The organism is Staphylococcus sp. CoH_129_LAB_1 (genome assembly GCF_058191515.1).
In genome coordinates, this window is record NZ_JBXWKZ010000023.1 from 13812 (window position 1) to 37265 (window position 23454).

Here is a 23454-nt window from a genome sequence, read left to right on the forward strand (position 1 = left end):
AATATCTATAGATAGTAGTGAAAGATAAATGATGCGCATATTGTTTTAAATATATTTAAGGAGTGATTGAAATGGCTAAAAAAGCACCTGATGTTGGAGATTATAAATATGGTTTCCATGATGAGGACATTTCCATTTTCAGATCAGAACGAGGTCTAACAGAAAATATTGTTAGAGAAATTTCAAAAATGAAAGATGAACCAGAATGGATGCTTAATTTCCGTTTGAAAGCATTAAAACTATTCTATAAAATGCCAATGCCTCAATGGGGTGGCGATTTATCAGAATTAGATTTTGATGATATCACATATTACGTTAAACCATCAGAACATACTCAACGTTCTTGGGATGAAGTGCCTGAAGAGATTAAACGTACATTTGATAAATTAGGTATTCCAGAAGCGGAACAAAAATATTTAGCAGGTGTCTCTGCACAATATGAATCAGAAGTTGTATATCATAACATGGAAAAAGAATTAGAAGAAAAAGGTATCATCTTTAAAGATACAGATAGTGCTTTACGTGAAAATGAAGACTTATTTAAAGAATACTTTGCTTCTGTTGTTCCAGCAGCTGACAATAAATTCGCAGCATTAAATTCAGCAGTATGGTCAGGTGGTTCATTTATCTACGTACCTAAAAACGTTAAATTAGATACACCATTACAAGCGTACTTCCGAATTAACTCAGAAAATATGGGTCAATTTGAACGTACATTAATTATTGCTGATGAAGGGGCTTCAGTAAACTATGTTGAGGGTTGTACTGCACCAGTATATACTACAAGTTCATTACACTCAGCAGTAGTTGAAATTATTGTTCATAAAGATGCACATGTTCGTTATACTACTATCCAAAACTGGGCTAACAATGTTTATAACTTAGTTACTAAGCGTACGTTTGTTCATGAAAATGGTAATATGGAATGGGTTGACGGTAACTTAGGTTCTAAGTTAACAATGAAATACCCTAACTGTGTATTATTAGGTGAAGGTGCGAAAGGTAGTACATTATCCATCGCATTTGCAGGTAAAGGTCAAGTTCAAGATGCAGGTGCTAAAATGATTCATAAAGCACCAAACACATCTTCAACTATCGTCTCTAAATCAATTTCTAAAAACGGCGGTAAAGTAATCTATCGCGGTATCGTTCACTTTGGACGCAAAGCCAAAGGTGCACGTTCAAATATTGAATGCGATACATTAATTCTAGATAACGAATCAACTTCAGACACAATTCCATACAATGAAGTATTTAATGATAATATTTCATTAGAACATGAAGCGAAAGTTTCTAAAGTATCTGAAGAACAACTATTCTATCTAATGAGTAGAGGGATTTCTGAAGAAGAAGCAACAGAGATGATTGTTATGGGATTCATCGAACCGTTTACTAAAGAATTACCAATGGAATATGCTGTAGAAATGAACCGTCTTATTAAATTTGAAATGGAAGGTTCAATTGGATAATTTAATATATCGATTAGACTAATATTTCAAAGAACTAGAATGTTTGTATTAATTAAATATTCTAGTTCTTTTTTGTCTTAAAGTTATATTATTAATAATATTTTTATTGCATTAATGCTTCCGTATTTATGGATGTGCTATTTATCTAGTCATTATTTAGTGAAATATCCATTAAAAACTAAATTAGATTTCATGATTTATGATAATCCAATTATAGTTAAAGTAACAAAAATGAATTAAAAGCGCTTAACATTAAATTAGAATCATCTCATGTTAATGGATAGTTTAAAACAATTTGAGTAGCATTTTTAAATGTTGCAATGTCAATGAACACAAGATATATTCACGTACATGATATGATGCTTCAATTTCCTCTTAATTAAACATTTAATATACATAGGACTGTAGTATTTATTATTGCTAGTCTTACATTGATGCTTATATATTTTAACTTGTATTCATCAGTTCTTAATAGTCACTACTATAATAATGCGGGTAAGCGATGTTCGGCATAAGAACTTGAAATTTAAGATGACGACGTAAAGGACCTATATATAGTTTGAATCAATTTTTAAAAGGGAATTATTTTGGTGAATTACTAGAATATATAATGAGATATTTATCTTTAAAAGACTAAAGGGGATGTTTATAATCGAGTGGCATGATCATTGTTTAACTGAACTATTAAATATTAAATATCCAATTATTCAAGCGGGTATGGCAGGTAGTACAACTCCAGAATTAGTAGCATCTGTCAGTAACAGTGGAGGTCTTGGATGTATTGGAGCGGGATATTTTACTCCTAATAAATTAGAAGAAGAAATACAACATGTTCAATCATTGACTCAAAAGCCTTTTGGCGTAAATATATTTGTACCGAATAAAGTGAATTATTCAAAAACACAAGTTGACCATATGAATGCTTGGTTAAGACCATATCGAAGAGCTTTAAATTTAGAAGAACCTACTATTAATTTGTCTGAAGAGCAACAATTTGAAAATACGATTGATATAATTATTAATTATAATATACCAGTATGTTGTTTTACATTTGGTATTCCTAACCAACACATTATTAACAAATTAAAAGAAGCAAATATTATACTCGTCGGTACAGCGACATCTATTGACGAAGCAATAGAGAATGAACGTGCAGGTATGGATGTTGTCGTTGCACAAGGAAGTGAAGCAGGAGGACATAGAGGCTCATTTTTAACTGTTAAAGAGGATAGAGAACCGGCAATTGGGTTGATGTCACTCATTCCGCAGATGGCAGATAATGTATCAATTCCTGTAGTTGCTGCAGGAGGTATAATGGACGGACGAGGAATATTAGCGAGCATGGTATTAGGAGCACAAGGTGTTCAAATGGGTACAGCCTTTTTAACATCAAAGGAAAGTGGGGCTAACGAGCTAGTTAAACAAACCATCATAAATAGTAAAGAAACAGATACAATTATCACTGATGTGTTTAGTGGTAAGTATGCTCGGGGTATTAGTAATCAATTTGTTCAAGCCATGATTAATTATGATGGTGATATTCCACCTTATCCAATTCAAAATCAGTTAACACAATCCATTAGAAAACAAGCAGCTGCAAATGGAGATAGTGAATTTACTCATATTTGGAGTGGACAATCCCCTCGATTAGCTACTAATCAAAGAGTGGACAATTTAATGAAACAATTACTCTTACAAATTGAACACTTATTAACACATAAATAACGTGTTATAGTGAGGATTTTAAAGTAATAAGAAAATGTAAAGTTAGTATACAACAAGTGATATATTAATTTTGAATGTGGTATCATATATCTGGTGATAAAAATGATTAATATTGGTCTAACTGGATGGGGAGATCATGATTCTTTGTATGAAGGTCTTGAAAGACAAACAGATAAATTACGTACATATGCGAGTCATTTTCCAGTTGTTGAACTTGACGCCTCATATTATGCTATCCAACCTGAACGTAATATATTGAAATGGATCAATGAAACGCCAGATAAGTTTCAATTTATTGTTAAGATTCATCAAGCATTAACGCTTCATTCAGATTATAAAGCCTATGCTGATACACGATCTGAACTATTTAAACAATTTAGACAAATGCTTGAACCACTTATTGCACATCATAAATTAGCAATGGTGCTTGTACAATTCCCACCTTGGTTTGATTGTACAGCTCAAAATATAAATTATATTTTGTATGTTCGACAACAGCTAGAAGATATCCCCATGTGTGTAGAATTTAGACATCAATCTTGGTTTAATTCCCAATTTAAAGAACAAACTTTAATGTTTTTAACTGAACATAAAATTATTCATGCGGTCGTAGATGAACCACAAATTAAAGATGGGTCTATACCTTTAGTCAATCGCATTACTTCTAGTACTGCTTTTGTGCGTTATCATGGTAGGAATCAGCATGGTTGGACTAAAAAAGATATGACAGATCAAGAGTGGCGAGACGTTCGATATTTATATAATTATAATGAAAATGAGTTAAAAGATTTAGCAAATAAAGTTCAAATATTAGAACAAAATGCTAAAAAGGTCTATGTCATTTTTAATAATAATTCTGGTGGTCATGCAGCTCAAAATGCTAAAACCTATCAAGATATATTACATATAGAGTATACAGGCTTAGCACCTCAGCAATTAAAATTTTTCTAAGAGGCGAATTATAATGTTTTTAACAATTATTTTATTAGTTTTAATTGGATTATTATCTGCAGTATTAGGTTCGTTAGTAGGTATTGGTGGTGGTATAATTATCGTACCTACTTTAGTGTATTTAGGAGTGAACCATCATCTGTTACACGGCATCACTACTCAGATTGCAATTGGTACGTCATCGGTTATTCTTATTGTAACTGGGCTTTCTTCATCTATTGGTTATTTGAAAACAAAGCAAGTAGATATTAAAAATGGATCTATATTTTTATTTGGATTATTACCCGGTTCACTTATTGGTTCATTTTTAAGTAGATATTTAACATTAAATTCGTTTAATTTATACTTTGGTATTTTTATGATATGTGTATCTATTTTATTGATGATTAGACATAAAATTAAACCATTTAAAGTATTCGACAAGGAAAAGTATCGTAAAACATATATCGATGCAGAAGGAATTACATATCATTATAGTGTTCCGCCTGTATTGGCCTTCTTTGCTACATTATTTATAGGTGTACTAACAGGATTATTTGGAATTGGTGGCGGAGCATTGATGACGCCTTTAATGCTTATAGTATTTAGATTTCCACCTCATGTAGCAGTAGGTACCAGTATGATGATGATTTTCTTTTCAAGTGTCATGAGTTCAATTGGCCATATTATACAAGGACATGTAGCTTGGTCATATTCAATTGTTTTAATTATTTCTAGTTATATCGGCGCTCAAATTGGAGTGAAAGTGAATCACTCGATTAAATCAGAAACAGTAGTATTGTTATTACGTACGGTAATGTTAATTATGGGTGTATATTTAATTATTAAATCGTTTTTATAATAAAACAGGAGGAATTTAAGTGAAGCTTACAATTTTTCATACAAATGACATTCATAGTCACCTTAATGAATATGCGCGTATTATGGCGTATATGGCTGAACACCGACCTGAACTTCAACACCCTTCACTTTATTTAGATATTGGTGATCATGTTGATTTATCTACACCAGTAACAGAAGCAACTATGGGCAAAAAGAATGTAGAACTTTTAAATGAGGCGCATTGTGATATTGCTACAATTGGGAATAATGAAGGAATGACTATTTCTCATGAAGCATTAAATAAACTTTACAATGATGCACAATTTAAAGTCATATGTGCTAATGTTTTAGACGAAGATGGCCACTTACCTCGTCATATTGCTACATCTTATATAAAAGAAATAGAGGATGTGCGCTTTTTATTTGTAGCAGCCACGGCACCTTTCACGCCATTCTATCGAGCACTTGATTGGATTGTGACAGACCCATTAGAAGCCATCAAAGACGAAATTGAACAACGAAAAGGACAATACGATGTATTAATAGTTATGAGTCATGTAGGTGTCTTTTTTGATGAAAAATTATGTCAAGAAATCCCAGAAATAGATGTGATACTAGGAAGTCACACACATCATCATTTTAATCATGGTGAAATAAATAATGGTGTACTTATGGCAGCAGCAGGGAAATATGGATATTATCTTGGAGAAGTGAATTTAACTATTGAAAATAAAAAAATAGTTACTAAAGAGGCTACATTATATCCAGTAGACACATTACCAGTGGTTAAAACACGTTTTGATGAAGAGGGAAAAGAGTTGATGAATAAGTCGATTATTAATAAACCAGTTTCTTTATCTAGTAAAACAAATGTGATTACAAAAACGACTTATTTACTTGCAGAAAGTGTGTATGAGTTTACAAATGCAGATTGTACAATTATTAATGCCGGATTAATTGTTAATAGTGCTGAGGGCGATAAGCTTACTGAATACGATATTCATACTATGTTACCTCATCCAATCAACTTAGTTCGTATACGTTTGAAAGGTTCTGAATTGAAAAAAATAATTATAAAAAGTCAAAAGCAAGAATATATGCATGAACACGTCCAAGGGTTAGGATTTAGAGGCGATATTTTTGGTGGTTACACATTATATCAATGTGGATTTATTCAATCAGAACAGCGGTTCTTTATAGATGGACAAGAAATACAAGATGAGCATACGTATATATTAGGAACTGTAGATATGTATACATTTGGAAGATATTTTCCATTATTAAAAGGAAAATCTATTGATTATTTAATGCCTGAATTTTTAAGAGATATCTTTAAAGAAAAATTAATTCATATGCATCATTCTTTTTAGTACACAAATGTTCATAGTTATGTCTTAATTTTATAAGTTATTACATTTTAATTTAATGTAAATTTCGTTATAATAGTTGAAGATAGATTAAACAGGAGGGTATGTGTTGTTATGGCTACTAAAAATGAAGAAATTTTACGTAAACCAGATTGGTTGAAAATAAAGCTTAACACGAATGAAAACTATGTCGGCCTCAAAAAAATGATGCGTGAGAAAAATTTACATACAGTTTGTGAAGAAGCAAAATGTCCTAATATACATGAATGTTGGGGAGCTAGACGTACAGCAACATTTATGATTTTAGGTGCAGTATGTACAAGAGCTTGTCGTTTCTGTGCAGTAAAAACTGGTTTGCCCAATGAATTAGATTTAAATGAACCAGAACGTGTTGCAGAGTCTGTAGAACTTATGAATCTTAAACATGTTGTTATTACAGCTGTTGCACGTGATGATTTAAGAGATGCAGGATCTAATGTATATGCAGAAACTGTTCGTAAAGTACGTGAACGCAATCCATATACGACAATTGAAATCCTACCATCAGATATGGGTGGCGATTATGAAGCACTTGAAACACTAATGGCTTCAAGACCTGACATTTTAAACCATAACATTGAAACAGTTCGTCGCTTAACTCCAAGAGTTCGTGCGCGTGCAACTTACGATAGAACATTAGAATTCTTACGTCGTTCTAAAGAATTACAACCTGATATTCCAACTAAATCAAGTTTAATGGTAGGCTTAGGTGAAACATTGGAAGAAATTTATGAAACGATGGATGACTTACGTGCAAATGATGTTGATATTTTAACAATTGGTCAATATTTACAGCCATCACGTAAACACTTAAAAGTTGAAAAATACTATACACCATTAGAATTTGGTAAACTAAGAAAAGTTGCAATGGAAAAAGGATTTAAACATTGTGAAGCTGGTCCAATGGTACGTAGTTCTTATCATGCTGATGAACAAGTAAATGAAGCGGCAAAAGAAAAACACCGTCTTGGAGAAGAACAGTTACAACAAAAATAATATTCAACAAAACAAATTAAAATAAACTTTCTTTTAAGTGATAGTGTATTATGAATTCGCATTATTATATGAAACAATGATGTGAGTGCATAAAGTCAATTAAGGATGTTTATTAATGATAGATGCTAAAACTTAGATTGCTCTTTTTCTTTAAAATAAGCAATCTAAGTTTTTATTATAATAACAATTAAAGGTGACTTATTATGATTAAAGTTAATCAACAGTATTTTGAATTAATTGAAGACTATAGAGAATGCTTCGATGAAGAATTATTTGCTTCAAGATATTCAGATATACTTGATAAATATGACTTTGTAGTTGGAGATTATGGTTATGATCAATTACGTTTGAAAGGATTTTACAAAGATTCAAATAAAAAAGCTGAAATTTCAAAACGTTTCTCAACAATTCAAGATTATATTTTAGAATATTGTAATTTTGGTTGTCCATATTTCATAGTGAGACATATTAATGAAAATGAACGATTAGATTCAATTGAACGTGGAAGTGGTATAGATAAAGTGGAAGATAAATTGCATGATGTTAAAATAAAACCTACAATACAATCTACTGAAAAAAAGAATAATAAATAATGAAAGGCCAAATCAATGATATTACCATAATAAACATTGCTTTGACCTTTAATTTATTGAATAACTTGATTGAGATATTCAATGATTTCTTCGCTTTCTTCTTGAGACACGCCTAATATATGAGCAATATACCCTTCTTCTTCAATATCATCTGTGCCTATGATTCCAAATTTATTAGTTTGAAGATTTAATACTAATGTTTTACCATAATGACGATCAGTCTGAATAAGCATTAAATCATAGCGACTATGTTCACCTACAAATCCTACAAATTGCGCTTGTGATTGTTCCTCATCATCGTATAGAAACATATCTATCATATCAGTCATGCTCCTTTATTTTTAATATGTGAAATTAGTATAACGACAAATGAAGCATGATGCAAAACTATGGTATTATAATAATAATAAGAGGTGACAGACATGTATTTTGTAGATAAAGATAAATTAACACTTAAAATAAAATATTTAAATCAACTTATTAATGACTATAAAACAAATAAATCAAATCATTATGCATTTGAACGTATTGTACAAATGCTTATTGAATCGTCGGTAGATATTGGAAATATGATTATTGATGGTTTTATTTTGAGAGACCCTGGTAACTATAAAGATGTGATTGATATTCTAGAACTTGAAGGTGTTATTTCCAAAGATACACAACACTATATTAATGATACAGTTGAAATAAGAAAACAGTTTGCACATCAATATACAGAATTAGATGTCGAAATACTTGAACCGTTATTTGATACATCGATACCTTATTATCAACAATTTGTTAAGGAAGTTACTCAATTTCTTGAAAAAGAAAATGTTCCAATTACCGCTTTTGGAAAAGGAGACAATTCATAATGAAAAATTATAAAGGATATTTAATCGATTTGGATGGAACAATGTATATGGGTACAGCAGAAATTGATGGAGCTGCTCAATTTATTGATTATTTGAACAAAAATAATATTCCTCATTTATATGTGACTAATAATTCTACTAAGACCCCTGAAGAAGTAACAGAAAAGTTAAAAGAAATGAACATTGATGCTAAACCAGAAGAAGTGGTTACTTCTGCTCTAGCTACAGCAAATTTCATTGCAGAAGAAAGTAGTCAAGCTAGTGTGTATATGCTAGGGGGGAATGGTTTAAGAACAGCGCTAACCAATGCAGGTTTAAACGTAAAAGAAGATGAGAATGTAGATTATGTAGTGATCGGTTTAGATGAAGCAGTCACATATGAAAAACTTGCAGTAGCTACTTTAGCAGTACGCAAAGGTGCAAAATTTATCTCTACTAATCCAGACGTCTCAATTCCTAAAGAAAGAGGTTTCTTACCTGGGAATGGAGCTATTACAAGTGTTGTTAGTGTTTCTACTGGACAACAACCACAATTTATCGGTAAACCAGAAACCGTAATCATGCATATTGCTTTAGACATTTTGAAACTCGATAAGTCTGAAGTGGCTATGGTAGGAGATTTATATGATACAGATATTATGTCTGGTATTAATGTAGGTATGGATACGATACATGTACAAACAGGCGTAACATCTTATGAAGAAATTCAAACAAAACAACCACAGCCCACATATTCATTTAAAGATTTGAATGAGGCCATAGCTGAATTAGAAAGTAACTCTTATTAATTAAAATATTTTCTATGATGACTTCTTATTACTTATATTTGTGATATAAGTAATAAGAAGTTTTTTTATATATAACAGTTTTGTTATGTTAAGTGTAATTGTGATATTTAATAATTAGCACTAATATATAGAATATCAAAGATAAGAATAAGGAAATATCTGATAAGATAGATACACAGCCAACAATCGTTAATTATTATATAAAATAAATTTGATATATAATTAATATTTTTATATAATAAAGTGTAAAAATAAAAATCACGATATGATATTTCTTGATAGCAAGATAACTTTATTAAATATAAAAAAGTAGAATTGTTCTTCAAAATAAATAGCAATGTTTGTGAGGTGCACTATTCAATTGAAAGAAACTAATAAAAAAGGTGTTTTTTATGAAAAAACAAAACCATATCTACTCACTATTCTATACTTAGCAATTTTTATAGCATTGTATCTTATATATGGTTCAGGCGATACACATAATAATTTTATATATAATGAATTTTAGTAAGGAGTCAAATGATGACAGATATTATAAATTTAATTAATGATATTGGACAAAAAAATCCAGATCGAATAGCTATTAGACATAAGTCAGATGAGTTAACGTATCGTCAACTTATAGAAGAATCTAGTAAGCTAGCACATTATTTACAAGATACAAAAAAACCATTAATAATTTACGGGCATATGTCACCGTATATGATAGTTGGAATGATAGGAGCAATAAAAGCAGGATGTGGCTACGTGCCAATAGATACGTCAGTTCCAGTAGAACGTGTAGAAATGATTATGAATAAAGTAGAGCCAACATTTATTTTAAATACAACTGATTCAAGTGTGAATCAATCAGTGAAAGAAATTAAAATTGAAGATATTAAACACTCTGATTATCCGATTGTTTTTGATAATCAAATGGCTAAAACAGATGTTGTCTATACTATTTTTACTTCTGGTTCTACAGGTGAGCCTAAAGGTGTACAAATTGAGTATGCGAGTTTAATAGAATTTGCAGAATGGATGGTCTCATTAAATGAAACAGATGATCACCAAGAGTGGTTGAATCAAGCACCATTCTCATTTGATTTATCTGTAATGGCAATTTATCCATGTTTAACATCTGGTGGAACACTTAACCTTGTAGATAAGGATATGATAAAAAAACCGAAGTTATTAAATGAAATGCTTGTTCAAACGCCAATCAATGCTTGGGTGTCAACTCCATCATTTATGGAAATGTGTTTATTACTTCCTAATCTTAATGAAAAAGATTATCCAAGTTTAAATCATTTCTTCTTTTGTGGAGAAATCTTACCTCATAGAACAGCTAAAGCACTTGTTGATAGATATCCAAATGCGGTTGTTTATAACACGTATGGTCCAACTGAAGCGACTGTTGCAGTTACTAGTGTAAGAATTACATCCGAGATTTTAGAACGTTATAATCCACTTCCAGTAGGTGTAGCAAGACCGAATACTATGTTATCAACAACTGTTGAAGGTGAGCTTGTCATTAAAGGTACAAGTGTAAGTTTAGGATATCTAAAAAATAAAGAAAAAACTGAATCAGTGTTTAAATTTGATAATGGAGTGCGCATTTATCACACAGGTGATAAAGCTATTGAAAAAGATGGATACTGGTTTATCCAAGGGCGTATAGATTTTCAAATAAAATTAAACGGTTATCGTATGGAACTAGAAGAAATCGAAACACAACTAAGACATTCAGAATATGTTAGAGAAACCGTTGTTGTACCAATTTATAAAAATGGAAAAGTTGTTTATCTTGTAGGTGTGATTGTACCTACTGAACAAGTCGATAATGATTTAGAGATGACTAGAAACATTAAAAATGAATTAAAGTCTCGCTTACCTGAATACATGATTCCGAGAAAATTCGTTTGGATGAAACAACTTCCATTAACGTCAAATGGAAAACTTGATCGTAAACAAGTTGCAGAGGATATTGACGCATGATTCCTTATGGTACGTTTACCTTCTTCTTAGTCGCATTTATCGTACTTTTACCAGTCATCATACTCGGATTTTTAGGTAAGCGAAGCTATGTATATAATGGGATAAGTACAGCAATTATGATTGTGATTATTTTCTCTTCAGATAAATATAATTTATTTGGACAGACATATTTAAGTGTTCAATTAATCAGTTTTGTCATTTATCTAATATGGCAAGTACTGTTAATTATGTGGTATTACAAATCACGACAAAAAAACAATACTTTTGTTAAATTTTTAATTGTAATGATTTTATCGATTTTACCTTTAGCACTTGTTAAAATATTACAAAGTTCATGGTTGGGCGGACATCAAATACACTTCCATGAACATAAGTTAATTGAATTTGTTGGATTTTTAGGTATTTCGTATATCACTTTTAAAAGTGTGCAACTTATAATGGAAATTAGAGATGGGTCTATTAAAGAGATTAAAGTGGGTAAATTAATTCAGTTTATTTCATTCTTCCCAACTGTATCTTCTGGCCCAATTGACCGCTATAAACGCTTTGTTAAAGATGACAAAAAAATACCAACTGGTGAGCAATACAGAGGTATGGTAGTTAAAGCGATTCATATGATGATGCTTGGCTTTTTATATAAATATATTATTGCTCATTTAATTAATGTATATGCGATTATGCCATTACTTATGCATTTACATGGTTTTACTCATAAATGGCTATATATGTATGCCTATAGCTTCTATTTATTTTTTGACTTTGCAGGCTATAGCTTATTTGCTGTTGCAGTAAGTTATCTATACGGCATTAATACGCCGCCTAACTTTAAACAACCATTTAAAGCACGCAATATTAAAGATTTTTGGAATAGATGGCATATGTCACTATCATTCTGGTTTAGAGATTGCATTTACATGAGAACATTGTTCTATATGTCACGTAAAAAATTAATGAAAGATCAATTTGCTATGTCAAATTTTGCCTTTTTCTTAAACTTCTTTATTATGGGCATATGGCATGGATTAGAAGTATTTTATATTGTTTATGGTATCTATCACGGTTTAATGTTTATAGGTTATGGATATTATGAACGTTGGAGAAAGACACATCCGCCTCGCTTTCAAAATGGTTTTACTACCGCATTAAGTATTATCATCACATTCCATTTTGTAGCATTTGGATTTTTAATCTTTTCAGGAAAATTAATTTAAAGGGAGAAATGAAATATGGAATTTAGAGAACAAGTTTTAGATGTATTAGCTGATGTAGCAGAAAACGACGTGGTTAAAGAAAATCCAGATGTTGAGATTTTTGAAGAAGGAATTATTGATTCATTCCAAACAGTTGGATTATTATTAGAAATTCAAAATAGATTAGGAATTGAAGTATCAATTATGGACTTTGATCGCGATGAATGGGCAACACCTAATAAAATTATTGAAGCTTTAGAAGAATTACGATGAAATTCAAACCGTTTTTACCCATTATTATTAGTGGAATCATATTTTTAGCTTTTGTATTAATGCCTGCGAGTTGGTTTACCGGTCTCGTTAACAATAAGACACTTGCTGATAATAGGACGTCACTAACTGATCAAGTACTTAAAGGTACGCTCATTCAAAGTAAATTATTTAGTAATGATAAATATTATCCACTTTATGGTTCAAGTGAATTAAATAAACGTGACCCATTTAACCCTGCAATTGCAATGCATCATCGAAAAAATACAAAGCCTGTATTCTTAGTTGGTACGGGTGGTAATACCGATTTAATCAATGCTATTGAATTAGCGGGTCAATATGATCAACTAAAAGGTAAAAAGATGACATTTATCATTTCGCCACAATGGTTTAGTACACACGGCATTAATGATATGGATATGGCTGCGCGTACGACACCAAATCAAATTAATCAGATATTTCAACAAAATATGCCTTCAGAATTAAAACAACGTTATGCAAAACGATTATTAAAGTTTAAGAGTGTTCCTAATAAGGAATATTTAAAAACATTAGCTAAAGATCCAAGCAACACAAAAGGTCAATATATTTCTAATTTTAAAGAAAATCAACTTCTTAAAATTGAAGCAATTAAGACGTATTTTTCACTAGATAAATCACCATTAGCACACGTACATTCAATGATATCACCAAATGATTCATGGGAAGATATAAGTAATAAAGCAGTGCAACTTGGAGAAAGACGTTCTACTTCTAATGATTACGGCATTCGTAATGAATATTGGAAACAACTTATGCATAAAAAGCCTATGAATCGTCGCCAATATGAATTTAAAATGAATTCACCAGAGTTTAACGATTTATCTCTACTAGTGGATACGATGCATAAAGCAGGTGCTGATGTACAATATGTTATCCTTCCAGTGAATGGTAAATGGTATGATCATTTAGGTATTCATCGTTCAACACGTGAACCAGTCTATAAAAAAATACATAAAACTGTTATCACACATGGTGGTAAAGTTTACGATATGTCAGGTAAAGACTATGAAAAATATGTATTAAGCGACGTGGTACATGTAGGTTGGAAAGGTTGGGTATATATGAATCGTCAAATTGAAAAACATATGAATGATCATCAACCTAATTCTAAATAATAAATTAAAGCCCATCGCAGGTCATGATTTCATGAGTTGCGGTGGGCTTTAATTTAAAAAAATGAGACATTAATTTCAGCAATAATAATGTCTCACTCTTTAAATTTATATATTTAGAAAACTTGCTCTACTTCTATAACACCTGGTACTTCTTCGTGTAATGCACGTTCAATACCTGCTTTTAAAGTGATGGTTGAACTTGGACATGTTCCACATGCACCATGTAATTGTAATTTTACGATGCCATCTTCTACATCGACTAGCGTACAATCACCACCGTCACGTAATAAAAATGGACGTAGGCGTTCAATCACTTCAGCTACTTGATCAAACATTGATGCATTCTCAGTAGGCATGAGATATGTCTCCTTTCAAGTAAAATACTTCATATATTTATTATTAATTTATTATAATAGATAAAGAAAGAAAAATCTATAAATCTAAATGGGGGAGTAATAAATGACAAAAGTGAGTGTAGTTGTTTATGGTGCAGATGTTATATGTGCAAGTTGTGTCAATGCACCAACGTCTAAAAATACATATGAATGGTTAAAGCCACTATTAGAAAGAAAATATCCTAACATTCATTTCGATTATACGTATATTGATTTCCAAAAAGAAACAGAAAATCTAAGTGATCATGACCAACAATATATTGAACAAATTGAAAATGAGGAATTGTTTTATCCACTTATTACGATGAATGATGAATACGTAGCGGATGGTTATATTCAAGCAAAAAAAGTTACAAACTTTATAAATCAATACATTATAGGTAACTAAATATAAAAATAAGGCATTCAAATTTAATAGAAATGAGTACTTAATATAAACGAAGGGAATGAGTATACAAATTCGTCTACTCACTCCCACTAGCATTTATCCATTATGATATTTATATAACCACAGCACACCCGATTTCAAAATGTGTGCTAAACGACCGGTAACTGTACGATCCATAATATAGGCAAATCCTTTTTTCTCTCCTAAAGAACCGAGGAAGCCTTGTACTTTTAATTCAGGCATTTTTTCAGGTAATGGCTCATTGTTCCATTGTTTTTTTAAGACATCGGCAATTTGATCGCCTTGTACTTCTGCTAATTGAGCACTTGGCGCGTGAGGTAAAGCTGCGCAATCTCCTACTACATAAACATTTGTATAGGTAGGAACTTGATGATATTGATTAACAATGACACGACCACTTTGATTAATATCGATTGGTAAATTTCTAACTATCTCAACAGGCTGAATCCCAGCTGTCCACACTACAATATCAACAGATTCAGGAGTACCACCATTGTAAATTTTCCCATGCTCTACTCTATCAATTAATGAATTCGGCACCACTTTTACATTATTTTCACGGAACCATTTTGCAATATAATTACTTAATTTTTCTGGAAAATTTCTTAATATGCGAGAGCCACGATCATATAAAATGATTTCTAAATCTGCACGGCTTTCGCGTAATTCACTTGCTAATTCTATTCCACTCAAACCGGCTCCTACAATTCCAACGCTTGCTCCTTTAGGTAATTCACTAATACTATGAAAAGTCTCACGAGCTTTAGAAAGCGTTTGGATGCTATGTGTATATTCTTTTGCCCCTGGAACATTATGATATTTATCTTCACAGCCCAATCCAATAACTAACTCATCATAATCTATTTTAGTTTGTCCAACTGAAACAATTTGTGCATCTAAATCAATATCGCTAATTTCTCCATAAATGGTATTGACGCGATGAGAATTAGGGAAATTCATACGTACATCACAATCAGATTTTGTACCAGCGGCTAGTGCATAAAATTCAGGTTTTAAACCATGAAAAGGCATTCGATCGATGAGTGTTAAGGTATACTCTTGAGGAAGAACATCAGGAAGAATACGCGACATAATGCGCATATTACCATAACCTCCACCAAGTAGAACTAAATTTTTCATATTATTTACCCCTTTAAATTAAAATCAATGGATGATGTAGCACTTGCTTTAATTTTTTATAAGTTTAAGAATCTATAAAAAAATACATTTTAAGTATAAAGCAGGCATCCTAATAGTTAACGTTTTTCTACATTTATTGCCCCTTACAAATAAATGAAAGATTAATATAATTTTATTATATATGTTTTTAATAATCACGACAAACAAATGTGAAATGTTATTGAAAAATAAAAATAGTTACAAATCATAGCAATGCAACTTATACGTAGATTTGATATAATAATGTAATTAAAAATAATAAAGAAGGTGAAGTATGTTTCCATTAGTCGAATTCTGTATATCGAATATGGCCAAAGGCGGAGACTACGTTTACGATAAACTCGAAAATGATCCTGAAGTTGATGTGTTAGAATATGGGTGTCTCAATAATTGCGGTTTATGTTCTTCAGGATTATATGTATTAGTAGATGGAGAAATCGTTGAAGGAGATACACCTGAAAATCTACTATCCAATATTTATAAACACATAGAGGAAAATGACTTTACAAATCTTTTATAGGAGTGATTATATATGCCAACAGTAATACTTACTGAAGCAGCTGCTTATGAAGTCAAAGACATGTTAAAAAATAATAATATGGAAAACGGTTATTTAAAAATCAAAGTGAATGGTGGAGGATGTACAGGTTTAACTTATGGTATGTCTGCTGAAGAAGCGCCGGGCACGAATGATGAAGTTTTAGAATATTATGGATTAAAAGTATTAGTAGATAAATATGATGCTCCAGTACTAAAAGGAACGAAAATTGATTTTAAACAATCGCTTATGGGGGGAGGATTTCAAATCGATAATCCAAATGCAATTGCATCTTGTGGATGTGGCAGTTCTTTTAGAACAGCCGAAGTAGCTGGTCATCCTGAAAATTGCTAATTCCATATTGTTAATCATATAAAGTAAAGTGAGAATAAATTCAGATATTATTCTGTTGTTGCTTGAAAATATGATATAAAAACTATAGAATTATAAGTGGATTAAACTTTGTCAATTTTGTGAATAAATGTTCGCAAAATTGAATAAAAAAGTGTGGACTAAGACTATAAATGGGGATGAACAAATAAATAGGTTAAGTTCAAAGTTTGAAGAAGTAATTTGAATATTTATTATGCTTTAGCATTATAGATATCCATGCTTCGTTATGTTCTGAAATTTGTAGCCTTTATCTACTTTTAAGAAAAAATTACGAAAGCTTAGGTGAATGGAATGGCACAAAATCGTAAAAAAGTACTTGTATTAGGTGCTGGTTATGCAGGTTTACAAGCAGTTACTAAATTACAAAAAGAAATTTCTGCAAATGAAGCAGAAATCACTTTAGTTAATAAAAATAAATATCATTATGAATCTACTTGGTTACATGAAGCTTCAGCTGGAAATGTAAATTATGAAGATTTAATTTATCCAATTGAAAGTGTAATTGATCAAACTAAAGTTAACTTCATCAATGCAGAAGTAACTAAAATTGATAGAAATGTTAAAAAAGTAGAAACAACTCATGGTATTTTTGAGTATGATATTTTAGTTGTTGCGTTAGGTTTTGAAAGTGAAACATTCGGTATTAACGGAATGAAAGAACATGCATTCCAAATTGAAAATATTCATACTGCTCGCGAATTGTCTCGTCATATTGAAGACAAATTTGCTAACTATGCTGCTTCAAAAGAAAAAGACGAAAATGATTTAGCAATTTTAGTTGGTGGCGCTGGGTTTACAGGTATTGAATTCTTAGGTGAATTAACAGATAGAATTCCTGAATTATGTAATAAATATGGCGTAGATCAAAATAAAGTTAGAATTACATGTGTTGAAGCTATGCCTAAAATCTTACCAATGTTCTCAGAAAACCTTGTAAATTATGTAGTAAATTATTTAGAAGAACGTGGCGTTGAATTTAAAATTGGTACGCCAATCGTTGCTTGTAATGAAAAAGGTTTCAAAGTTAAAACTAATGACCAAGAACAACAACTTGAAGCTAATACTGCAGTATGGGCTGCTGGAGTTCGTGGTAGTCAACTTATGGAAGAATCATTTGAAGGTGTAAAACGTGGTCGTATTGTAACTAAACAAGATTTAACAGTCGACGGTCATGATGATATCTTCGTCATTGGTGATGTTTCTGCATTTATCCCAGCTGGTGAGGAACGTCCATTACCAACTACTGCACAAATTGCTATGCAACAAGGGGAACATGTTGCTAAAAATATTGAAAATATCTTAAATGGTCAAGCTACAACTGACTTCGAATATATTGATCGCGGCACAGTTTGTTCTTTAGGCGCACATGATGGTGTAGGTCATGTGTTTGGTAGAGACATTACTGGCAAGAAAGCTGCTTTCATGAAAAAAGTGATCGATACACGTGCTATATTCAAAATGGGTGGCGTAGGCTTAGCATTTAAAAAAGGTAAATTCTAAGTTAATAAATTAAATATTTAATAATTGAGGAGTGAGATAGAAATCTGTGGATACTAAATAGATTTCAATATCTCACTCTTTTATTGTAAAGGAGAATTATATGATACAGTTTAATTACGATTCTAATAAAATAACCGACGTTATTATCATAGGAGTACCTGATCATCTTAATCAAATTGGAAAGATTACATACCAAAATAGTGACATTACACAAACTATTGAAAATTATCGACATCGACATATTGTAAGTAGTCAATTAGGAAAAACATCTTCGACTATTTTATATATAAATAATGAACCTAAACGTTTAATTACGGTTGGACTAGGAAATTTAAAAAGATTATCTTATGGTTCTTTTTTAAAAGTTTTTGGTGTGCTTTTTCAATATCTAAAAAAAGAGCATGTTACAGAAGCAAATGTTCTTTTTGAGACATTTAATTCAAAACAAATAGATAAAGCAAGTGTTGCAGAGATTTTTGGATTACAAAGTAGACAATCAATTTATGAATTTAATAACTATAAATCTAACAAATCAACGCCGTACCAACTGGAATTATATATAGAATCATCTGATAATGAAGAGAACAAAATAAATATAAAAACAGGGTATTTGATTGGTGAATCAGTGAATGTAGCACGTGATTTTAGTAACATGCCTCCAAATATACTTACTCCAGAACATTTCGCAAGCGAAGTAGCACATCACTTTAAAGAGTCCTCTGTTTCAATAGATATTAAAAATAATGAAACATTGTTATCAGAGGGCTTTGGTTTACTTCATGCAGTAGGTAAAGGCTCTATTCATTCTCCTGTTGTTATTACTTTAACGTATCAAGGAACAGATAAAAATGAAGCACCTATTGCATTAGTTGGAAAAGGTATTACATATGACTCTGGTGGTTATAGCATCAAATCTAAAATGGGTATGCAAACAATGAAATTTGATATGTGTGGTGCTGCCAATGTAGTAGGAATGATTGATGCTGTATCTAAGTTATCTTTACCAGTAAACATTGTAGGTGTCATTGTCTCTGCAGAAAATATGATTAGCCAGCAGGCTATGAAACCTGATGATGTATATACTGCTTTAAGTGGTGAAACAGTAGAGGTGTTGAACAGCGATGCTGAAGGACGGTTAGTTTTAGGAGACGGAGTATTTTATGCAAATCAATTTCAACCACGTTTAATATGTGATTTTGCTACGCTTACTGGTGCTGCTGTAGCTGCATTAGGGGAAGATAAGGCTGCATTATTTAGTTCTGATGCAGATGAAGACATTAAACAGATTTTAAAAAAAGCTAGAGAAGTTGATGAATTTGCTTTTGAATTACCTATTACTCAAACTGAACAGCAATTGATTCATAATACAGATGTAGCTGATTTAGTTAATCATACAAACGGCCAAGGTAAAGCATTATTTGCTGCTGCTTTCGTTACGCATTTTAGTGGACAGACCCCACATATTCATTTTGATATTGCAGGTCCTGCAACGATTAATAAAAATAATTATAAAGGCCCTAAAGGTCCTACAGGAAGTATGATTATGACAATTGTGAATTGGTTACGACAATAAATATAGTATTAATATTAGAAATGAATATAAATTCATTTTCAGAGAGAATAGATAAACGTCTGAGGTACATTGGTGTCTTGGAGGTTTATTTTTTATAATACTAATCAATTAGGCGTTGACAACCGTCTAACTACTTGATATTATTAATCACATAATTATTTACTTTAGTTCGGTAGAGTGATAAAGGATGTGAGTGTAATGTTTAATGCTGTAGTTATTGCCGTGATATTAATGATTATATTATGTCTCTTAAGGCTAAATGTTATTATTAGTTTATTTATTAGTTCACTTGTAGGCGGTCTAATATCTGGCATGAGTTTAAACAAAGTAATTAGTGTATTTGGTAAAAATATTGTAGATGGTTCGGAAGTTGCATTAAGTTACGCATTATTAGGGGGCTTTGCAGCGCTGATATCATATAGTGGAATCACAGATTATTTAGTCAATAAAATTATTCGTGCGATTCATACTGAGAATAGTCGCTTATCAAGAATTAAAGTAAAAGTGATAATTATCTTAGTATTACTAGCAATGAGTATTATGAGTCAGAACTTAATCCCGGTACATATTGCATTTATACCAATTGTAATCCCACCATTACTTAGTCTATTTAATGATTTAAAAATTGATAGACGATTAATTGGTTTAGTTATAGGATTCGGTTTATGTTGGCCATATGTTTTATTACCTTATGGTTTTGGACAAATTTTCCATCAAATTATTCAAAGCGGATTTCAAAAAGCACATCACTCTATCGAATTTAGTATGATTTGGAAAGCAATGTTAATTCCTTCACTTGGTTATATTGTCGGTTTAGTTATAGGAATGTTTGTTTATCGTAAACCACGTGAGTATAATCAAGAGGTATTTAAAGGTAATGAAGAAGAAATAACAGAAATTCGTCCATACGTATTAGTGGTTACAATTGTTGCCATTTTAGCTACTTTTTTAGTTCAAACATTTACGGATTCAATGATTTTTGGAGCATTAGCAGGAGTGCTTATATTCTTTATTTCTGGCATTTATAAATGGAATGAATTAGATAGCCAATTTGTTGAAGGAATAAAAATTATGTCATTTATTGGTGTCGTTATTTTATCAGCTAACGGTTTTGCTGGCGTCATGAATGCTACTGGTGATATTGAAAAATTAGTTTCTAGTTTAACTGAGATTACAAACGGACATAAATTAATTACTATTATAGCAATGTATATTGTAGGGCTTATTGTTACGTTAGGTATTGGCTCATCTTTTGCTACGATTCCAATTATTGCAGCTCTATTTATACCACTAGGTGCATCACTTGGTTTAGATAATATGGCATTAATTGCTTTAGTAGGAACAGCTGCTGCTCTTGGAGATTCTGGATCACCAGCAAGTGATTCAACGCTTGGGCCAACGGCAGGTCTTAATGTAGATGGTCAGCATGATCACATTAGAGATACCTGTATACCTAATTTCATTTTCTATAATGTGCCATTGATGATTTTTGGTACAATAGCTGCAATGGTATTATAGAAAAAAGAGGTGACAGAATGTCTAATTTACTTGAAACATTTGATATGAAAATAGAAAAAATAGATGAGGGAATAGTGGTTATTTCAATGCCAGTCACTGATAAAGTTAAACAACCTTTTGGTTATCTACATGGTGGTGCAAGTATCGCATTAGGTGAAACAGCTTGTTCATTAGGTGCTGCCCATTTAATTGATACCAAACAATTTGTCCCATTAGGTTTAGAAATGAATGCTAATCATATTCATTCAGTAAAAGAGGGGCGTGTGATTGCTACAGCTTCTATTCTTCATAAAGGCCGTACTACACAAGTGTGGAATATCGAAATTAAAAGTGATCAAGACAAATTAATTAGTGTCATGAGAGGTACAATAGGTATCAAATCATTAAAATAACAAATTTTATAAAACTAGCCTATAGAAAATATTCATCTATGGGTTAGTTTTTTATATTCATCATACTTCTCTATGGTGATGTATTCTATGAAAGGCTTTATAAATTCTTTGAACTGCTTGTGATATTTCTAGCAAACGGACCAATTTGTCCGCCAGCCACAAATAAATGTGGCAACCATTCTAATTCATGAATGATTTTTGGAAATCCACAGGATAATAGTGGTGCGTTAGTATTTTGAATAAGAGATTGTATTATAGGTTGTTGCATAATTGAAGATTTAAATCCAGTTGCTAAAAGAATGTGATCATATGAGATATTTAAATTTTCAGTAATACTTTGATGTCCTTTTATATCCTTAATATCTTCTTTATGTATTATTAGTTAGATATTTTGAACATATTTCTTTAAGCGTAAATATAACTCGTGAGGCATTGAACCATTATGTCTTTCTTTTAACACTGTTTGAAGTTTTTCTTCATGTGAAGAATGATTTAAAAAGGCCTTCATTTTTTTTGACCTAGCCAACCAGGATCGTCATCAAAATGTTGAATATCTATATTTTTATTCATCCATAAATGAATGATTTTATTCTTATCTAATTTTAAAAGCTTTAATGTTAAATGAGCAGCTGAAATACCACTTCCAATGACATGAGATGATTGTGAAAATAATTGAGAATTAAAATGGTCACTAAATATATGACAACTATCTTTAGCTTGAGTGAATACAGAAGAGATAAAAGGTTCATTATGACCACCTTGTGCTAAAATAATACAATCAGTTTGAATGACAGAATGATGATTGGTTATAACACTCCATCTTTTTTGATTTTTTTAATGCGTTGAACATAACTTTGAATATGACTTTGATTTAGATGATAGTGATGTATTTATGCATGTATGTGATCCATAAACATCTCAGTTTGGGGTCTTTGATAACGACCAAAAGTTGGATTGATATACTGATTTATTTTCACAAATTTTTTTAAATGAAATGGGTCAGGATGAATATGATGTACAATAGGTGAACGCAAGTAAGGCATATCAATCCTATATGTGCATTTACGGAATTGTTCGCATAAAGAACTATGAGGATCGATAATTGTAAGATTTTGAATGGATAATCCTGATTTACGTAACTTAATTGCTATAGTGGTTCTTTGTATACCGTCACCAATGATAGTCCAATGCATAATAACCCCCCATTAAAACGAAACTGTTACGATTTTTTAATAACATAAAAATAGTTTTTTCCAAACAAAAAAAGCGAAGTACTTTAACTGGACTGACCCCAATTAGTGGGAATGATATAAAAACACTTTCGTTGAATTCATATTAAAATGAATCATGCGGAGG

General features: G+C 31.3%; 26 protein-coding genes. 21 read left to right on the plus strand and 5 right to left on the minus strand.

The window, feature by feature from the left end; all coding sequences use genetic code 11:
* The first annotated feature begins 71 nt into the window (after positions 1-71).
* The 7 genes from sufB to AC2FB1_RS07790 all read left to right on the plus strand — a co-directional run bounded on the left by sufB (position 72) and on the right by AC2FB1_RS07790 (position 7962).
* A complete protein-coding gene (sufB, locus tag AC2FB1_RS07760; RefSeq protein WP_490674682.1) occupies positions 72-1469 on the plus strand; it encodes a Fe-S cluster assembly protein SufB in 1398 nt (465 codons plus the stop codon).
* A 642-nt stretch (positions 1470-2111) separates the two neighbouring features.
* Positions 2112-3194 carry an NAD(P)H-dependent flavin oxidoreductase gene (locus AC2FB1_RS07765; RefSeq protein ID WP_490674683.1) on the plus strand — a complete coding sequence of 361 codons (1083 nt, stop codon included), beginning with the start codon at positions 2112-2114 and terminating at the stop codon, positions 3192-3194.
* A gap of 102 nt (positions 3195-3296) precedes the next feature.
* Complete coding sequence (locus AC2FB1_RS07770) at positions 3297-4145, plus strand: DUF72 domain-containing protein (RefSeq protein ID WP_490674684.1); 849 nt, start codon at positions 3297-3299, stop codon at positions 4143-4145.
* Between the two features lie 13 nt (positions 4146-4158).
* Positions 4159-4986, plus strand: a complete 828-nt coding sequence (locus tag AC2FB1_RS07775; RefSeq protein WP_490674685.1) for a sulfite exporter TauE/SafE family protein — start codon at positions 4159-4161, stop codon at positions 4984-4986.
* Between the two features lie 19 nt (positions 4987-5005).
* Positions 5006-6337, plus strand: coding sequence for a bifunctional metallophosphatase/5'-nucleotidase (locus AC2FB1_RS07780; protein WP_490674686.1), 1332 nt, complete (start codon positions 5006-5008; stop codon positions 6335-6337).
* A gap of 111 nt (positions 6338-6448) precedes the next feature.
* On the plus strand, positions 6449-7369 hold the full coding sequence (lipA, locus tag AC2FB1_RS07785) for a lipoyl synthase (protein ID WP_490674687.1): 921 nt from the start codon (positions 6449-6451) through the stop codon (positions 7367-7369).
* A gap of 203 nt (positions 7370-7572) precedes the next feature.
* Positions 7573-7962 carry a YutD family protein gene (locus tag AC2FB1_RS07790; protein WP_490674688.1) on the plus strand — a complete coding sequence of 130 codons (390 nt, stop codon included), beginning with the start codon at positions 7573-7575 and terminating at the stop codon, positions 7960-7962.
* A gap of 53 nt (positions 7963-8015) precedes the next feature.
* Here AC2FB1_RS07790 and AC2FB1_RS07795 read toward each other — a convergent pair whose 3' ends face one another.
* Complete coding sequence (locus AC2FB1_RS07795; RefSeq protein WP_002448201.1) at positions 8016-8282, minus strand: DUF3055 domain-containing protein; 267 nt, start codon at positions 8280-8282, stop codon at positions 8016-8018.
* A 102-nt stretch (positions 8283-8384) separates the two neighbouring features.
* Here AC2FB1_RS07795 and AC2FB1_RS07800 point away from each other — a divergent pair, with 102 nt between their 5' ends.
* The 7 genes from AC2FB1_RS07800 to dltD all read left to right on the plus strand — a co-directional run bounded on the left by AC2FB1_RS07800 (position 8385) and on the right by dltD (position 14201).
* A complete protein-coding gene (locus AC2FB1_RS07800) occupies positions 8385-8819 on the plus strand; it encodes a DUF86 domain-containing protein (RefSeq protein ID WP_490674689.1) in 435 nt (144 codons plus the stop codon).
* The gene (locus tag AC2FB1_RS07805) at positions 8819-9607 is read left to right on the plus strand and encodes a TIGR01457 family HAD-type hydrolase (protein ID WP_490674690.1); all 789 of its coding nucleotides are present in this window, start codon (positions 8819-8821) and stop codon (positions 9605-9607) included. The genes AC2FB1_RS07800 and AC2FB1_RS07805 overlap by 1 nt, the downstream gene beginning before the upstream one ends.
* Positions 9608-9944: 337 nt before the next feature.
* The gene (locus AC2FB1_RS07810) at positions 9945-10115 is read left to right on the plus strand and encodes a teichoic acid D-Ala incorporation-associated protein DltX (protein ID WP_490674691.1); all 171 of its coding nucleotides are present in this window, start codon (positions 9945-9947) and stop codon (positions 10113-10115) included.
* A gap of 14 nt (positions 10116-10129) precedes the next feature.
* Complete coding sequence (gene dltA, locus AC2FB1_RS07815) at positions 10130-11584, plus strand: D-alanine--poly(phosphoribitol) ligase subunit DltA (protein WP_490674692.1); 1455 nt, start codon at positions 10130-10132, stop codon at positions 11582-11584.
* The gene (gene dltB / locus AC2FB1_RS07820) at positions 11581-12795 is read left to right on the plus strand and encodes a D-alanyl-lipoteichoic acid biosynthesis protein DltB (protein ID WP_490674693.1); all 1215 of its coding nucleotides are present in this window, start codon (positions 11581-11583) and stop codon (positions 12793-12795) included. The genes dltA and dltB overlap by 4 nt, the downstream gene beginning before the upstream one ends.
* A 15-nt stretch (positions 12796-12810) precedes the next feature.
* Positions 12811-13047: a D-alanine--poly(phosphoribitol) ligase subunit 2 gene (gene dltC, locus AC2FB1_RS07825; RefSeq protein ID WP_490674694.1), complete on the plus strand. Its 237-nt coding sequence runs from the start codon at positions 12811-12813 to the stop codon at positions 13045-13047.
* On the plus strand, positions 13044-14201 hold the full coding sequence (dltD, locus tag AC2FB1_RS07830; protein WP_490674695.1) for a D-alanyl-lipoteichoic acid biosynthesis protein DltD: 1158 nt from the start codon (positions 13044-13046) through the stop codon (positions 14199-14201). The genes dltC and dltD overlap by 4 nt, the downstream gene beginning before the upstream one ends.
* 113 nt (positions 14202-14314) lie before the next feature.
* On the opposite strand, the gene AC2FB1_RS07835 is transcribed toward dltD, so the two are convergent.
* Positions 14315-14557, minus strand: coding sequence for a NifU family protein (locus tag AC2FB1_RS07835; RefSeq protein WP_490674696.1), 243 nt, complete (start codon positions 14555-14557; stop codon positions 14315-14317).
* A 103-nt stretch (positions 14558-14660) separates the two neighbouring features.
* Between AC2FB1_RS07835 and AC2FB1_RS07840 the strand changes: the two genes are divergently transcribed.
* Positions 14661-14984: a YuzD family protein gene (locus tag AC2FB1_RS07840; RefSeq protein ID WP_490674697.1), complete on the plus strand. Its 324-nt coding sequence runs from the start codon at positions 14661-14663 to the stop codon at positions 14982-14984.
* Between the two features lie 96 nt (positions 14985-15080).
* Here AC2FB1_RS07840 and AC2FB1_RS07845 read toward each other — a convergent pair whose 3' ends face one another.
* A complete protein-coding gene (locus AC2FB1_RS07845) occupies positions 15081-16145 on the minus strand; it encodes an NAD(P)/FAD-dependent oxidoreductase (protein WP_490674698.1) in 1065 nt (354 codons plus the stop codon).
* A 313-nt stretch (positions 16146-16458) separates the two neighbouring features.
* Between AC2FB1_RS07845 and AC2FB1_RS07850 the strand changes: the two genes are divergently transcribed.
* From AC2FB1_RS07850 to AC2FB1_RS07875, 6 genes are all read left to right on the plus strand, one after another.
* Complete coding sequence (locus tag AC2FB1_RS07850) at positions 16459-16704, plus strand: YuzB family protein (protein ID WP_490674699.1); 246 nt, start codon at positions 16459-16461, stop codon at positions 16702-16704.
* 12 nt (positions 16705-16716) lie between these two features.
* Complete coding sequence (locus AC2FB1_RS07855; RefSeq protein ID WP_490674700.1) at positions 16717-17076, plus strand: HesB/IscA family protein; 360 nt, start codon at positions 16717-16719, stop codon at positions 17074-17076.
* Between the two features lie 330 nt (positions 17077-17406).
* Positions 17407-18615, plus strand: a complete 1209-nt coding sequence (locus AC2FB1_RS07860) for an NAD(P)/FAD-dependent oxidoreductase (RefSeq protein ID WP_490674701.1) — start codon at positions 17407-17409, stop codon at positions 18613-18615.
* A 100-nt stretch (positions 18616-18715) separates the two neighbouring features.
* The gene (locus AC2FB1_RS07865; RefSeq protein WP_490674702.1) at positions 18716-20188 is read left to right on the plus strand and encodes a M17 family metallopeptidase; all 1473 of its coding nucleotides are present in this window, start codon (positions 18716-18718) and stop codon (positions 20186-20188) included.
* A 198-nt stretch (positions 20189-20386) separates the two neighbouring features.
* On the plus strand, positions 20387-21706 hold the full coding sequence (locus tag AC2FB1_RS07870) for a Na+/H+ antiporter family protein (protein ID WP_490674703.1): 1320 nt from the start codon (positions 20387-20389) through the stop codon (positions 21704-21706).
* 17 nt (positions 21707-21723) lie between these two features.
* The gene (locus tag AC2FB1_RS07875; protein ID WP_490674704.1) at positions 21724-22098 is read left to right on the plus strand and encodes a PaaI family thioesterase; all 375 of its coding nucleotides are present in this window, start codon (positions 21724-21726) and stop codon (positions 22096-22098) included.
* A gap of 97 nt (positions 22099-22195) precedes the next feature.
* Here AC2FB1_RS07875 and AC2FB1_RS07880 read toward each other — a convergent pair whose 3' ends face one another.
* Together AC2FB1_RS07880 and AC2FB1_RS07885 are read right to left on the minus strand one after the other, a co-directional pair.
* Positions 22196-22366, minus strand: coding sequence for a hypothetical protein (locus tag AC2FB1_RS07880; protein WP_490674705.1), 171 nt, complete (start codon positions 22364-22366; stop codon positions 22196-22198).
* Positions 22367-22988: 622 nt separating this feature from the next.
* A complete protein-coding gene (locus tag AC2FB1_RS07885; RefSeq protein WP_490674706.1) occupies positions 22989-23291 on the minus strand; it encodes a hypothetical protein in 303 nt (100 codons plus the stop codon).
* Between the last annotated feature and the right edge of the window lie 163 nt (positions 23292-23454).

Bases quoted from the DNA above. Each gene is read 5' to 3' on its own strand.
- AC2FB1_RS07870 (WP_490674703.1), top strand. From the start codon at position 20,387: ATGTTTAATGCTGTAGTTATTGCCGTGATATTAATGATTATATTATGT.
- AC2FB1_RS07790 (WP_490674688.1), top strand. From the start codon at position 7,573: ATGATTAAAGTTAATCAACAGTATTTTGAATTAATTGAAGACTATAGA.
- dltA (WP_490674692.1), top strand. From the start codon at position 10,130: ATGACAGATATTATAAATTTAATTAATGATATTGGACAAAAAAATCCA.
- AC2FB1_RS07795 (WP_002448201.1), bottom strand. From the start codon at position 8,282: ATGATAGATATGTTTCTATACGATGATGAGGAACAATCACAAGCGCAA.
- AC2FB1_RS07855 (WP_490674700.1), top strand. From the start codon at position 16,717: ATGCCAACAGTAATACTTACTGAAGCAGCTGCTTATGAAGTCAAAGAC.
- AC2FB1_RS07865 (WP_490674702.1), top strand. From the start codon at position 18,716: ATGATACAGTTTAATTACGATTCTAATAAAATAACCGACGTTATTATC.
- AC2FB1_RS07810 (WP_490674691.1), top strand. From the start codon at position 9,945: ATGTTTGTGAGGTGCACTATTCAATTGAAAGAAACTAATAAAAAAGGT.
- AC2FB1_RS07885 (WP_490674706.1), bottom strand. From the start codon at position 23,291: ATGCATTGGACTATCATTGGTGACGGTATACAAAGAACCACTATAGCA.
- AC2FB1_RS07775 (WP_490674685.1), top strand. From the start codon at position 4,159: ATGTTTTTAACAATTATTTTATTAGTTTTAATTGGATTATTATCTGCA.
- lipA (WP_490674687.1), top strand. From the start codon at position 6,449: ATGGCTACTAAAAATGAAGAAATTTTACGTAAACCAGATTGGTTGAAA.
- dltC (WP_490674694.1), top strand. From the start codon at position 12,811: ATGGAATTTAGAGAACAAGTTTTAGATGTATTAGCTGATGTAGCAGAA.
- dltB (WP_490674693.1), top strand. From the start codon at position 11,581: ATGATTCCTTATGGTACGTTTACCTTCTTCTTAGTCGCATTTATCGTA.
- AC2FB1_RS07840 (WP_490674697.1), top strand. From the start codon at position 14,661: ATGACAAAAGTGAGTGTAGTTGTTTATGGTGCAGATGTTATATGTGCA.
- AC2FB1_RS07850 (WP_490674699.1), top strand. From the start codon at position 16,459: ATGTTTCCATTAGTCGAATTCTGTATATCGAATATGGCCAAAGGCGGA.
- AC2FB1_RS07800 (WP_490674689.1), top strand. From the start codon at position 8,385: ATGTATTTTGTAGATAAAGATAAATTAACACTTAAAATAAAATATTTA.
- AC2FB1_RS07880 (WP_490674705.1), bottom strand. From the start codon at position 22,366: ATGCAACAACCTATAATACAATCTCTTATTCAAAATACTAACGCACCA.
- dltD (WP_490674695.1), top strand. From the start codon at position 13,044: ATGAAATTCAAACCGTTTTTACCCATTATTATTAGTGGAATCATATTT.
- AC2FB1_RS07770 (WP_490674684.1), top strand. From the start codon at position 3,297: ATGATTAATATTGGTCTAACTGGATGGGGAGATCATGATTCTTTGTAT.
- AC2FB1_RS07845 (WP_490674698.1), bottom strand. From the start codon at position 16,145: ATGAAAAATTTAGTTCTACTTGGTGGAGGTTATGGTAATATGCGCATT.
- sufB (WP_490674682.1), top strand. From the start codon at position 72: ATGGCTAAAAAAGCACCTGATGTTGGAGATTATAAATATGGTTTCCAT.
- AC2FB1_RS07765 (WP_490674683.1), top strand. From the start codon at position 2,112: ATGTTTATAATCGAGTGGCATGATCATTGTTTAACTGAACTATTAAAT.
- AC2FB1_RS07805 (WP_490674690.1), top strand. From the start codon at position 8,819: ATGAAAAATTATAAAGGATATTTAATCGATTTGGATGGAACAATGTAT.
- AC2FB1_RS07835 (WP_490674696.1), bottom strand. From the start codon at position 14,557: ATGCCTACTGAGAATGCATCAATGTTTGATCAAGTAGCTGAAGTGATT.
- AC2FB1_RS07875 (WP_490674704.1), top strand. From the start codon at position 21,724: ATGTCTAATTTACTTGAAACATTTGATATGAAAATAGAAAAAATAGAT.
- AC2FB1_RS07860 (WP_490674701.1), top strand. From the start codon at position 17,407: ATGGCACAAAATCGTAAAAAAGTACTTGTATTAGGTGCTGGTTATGCA.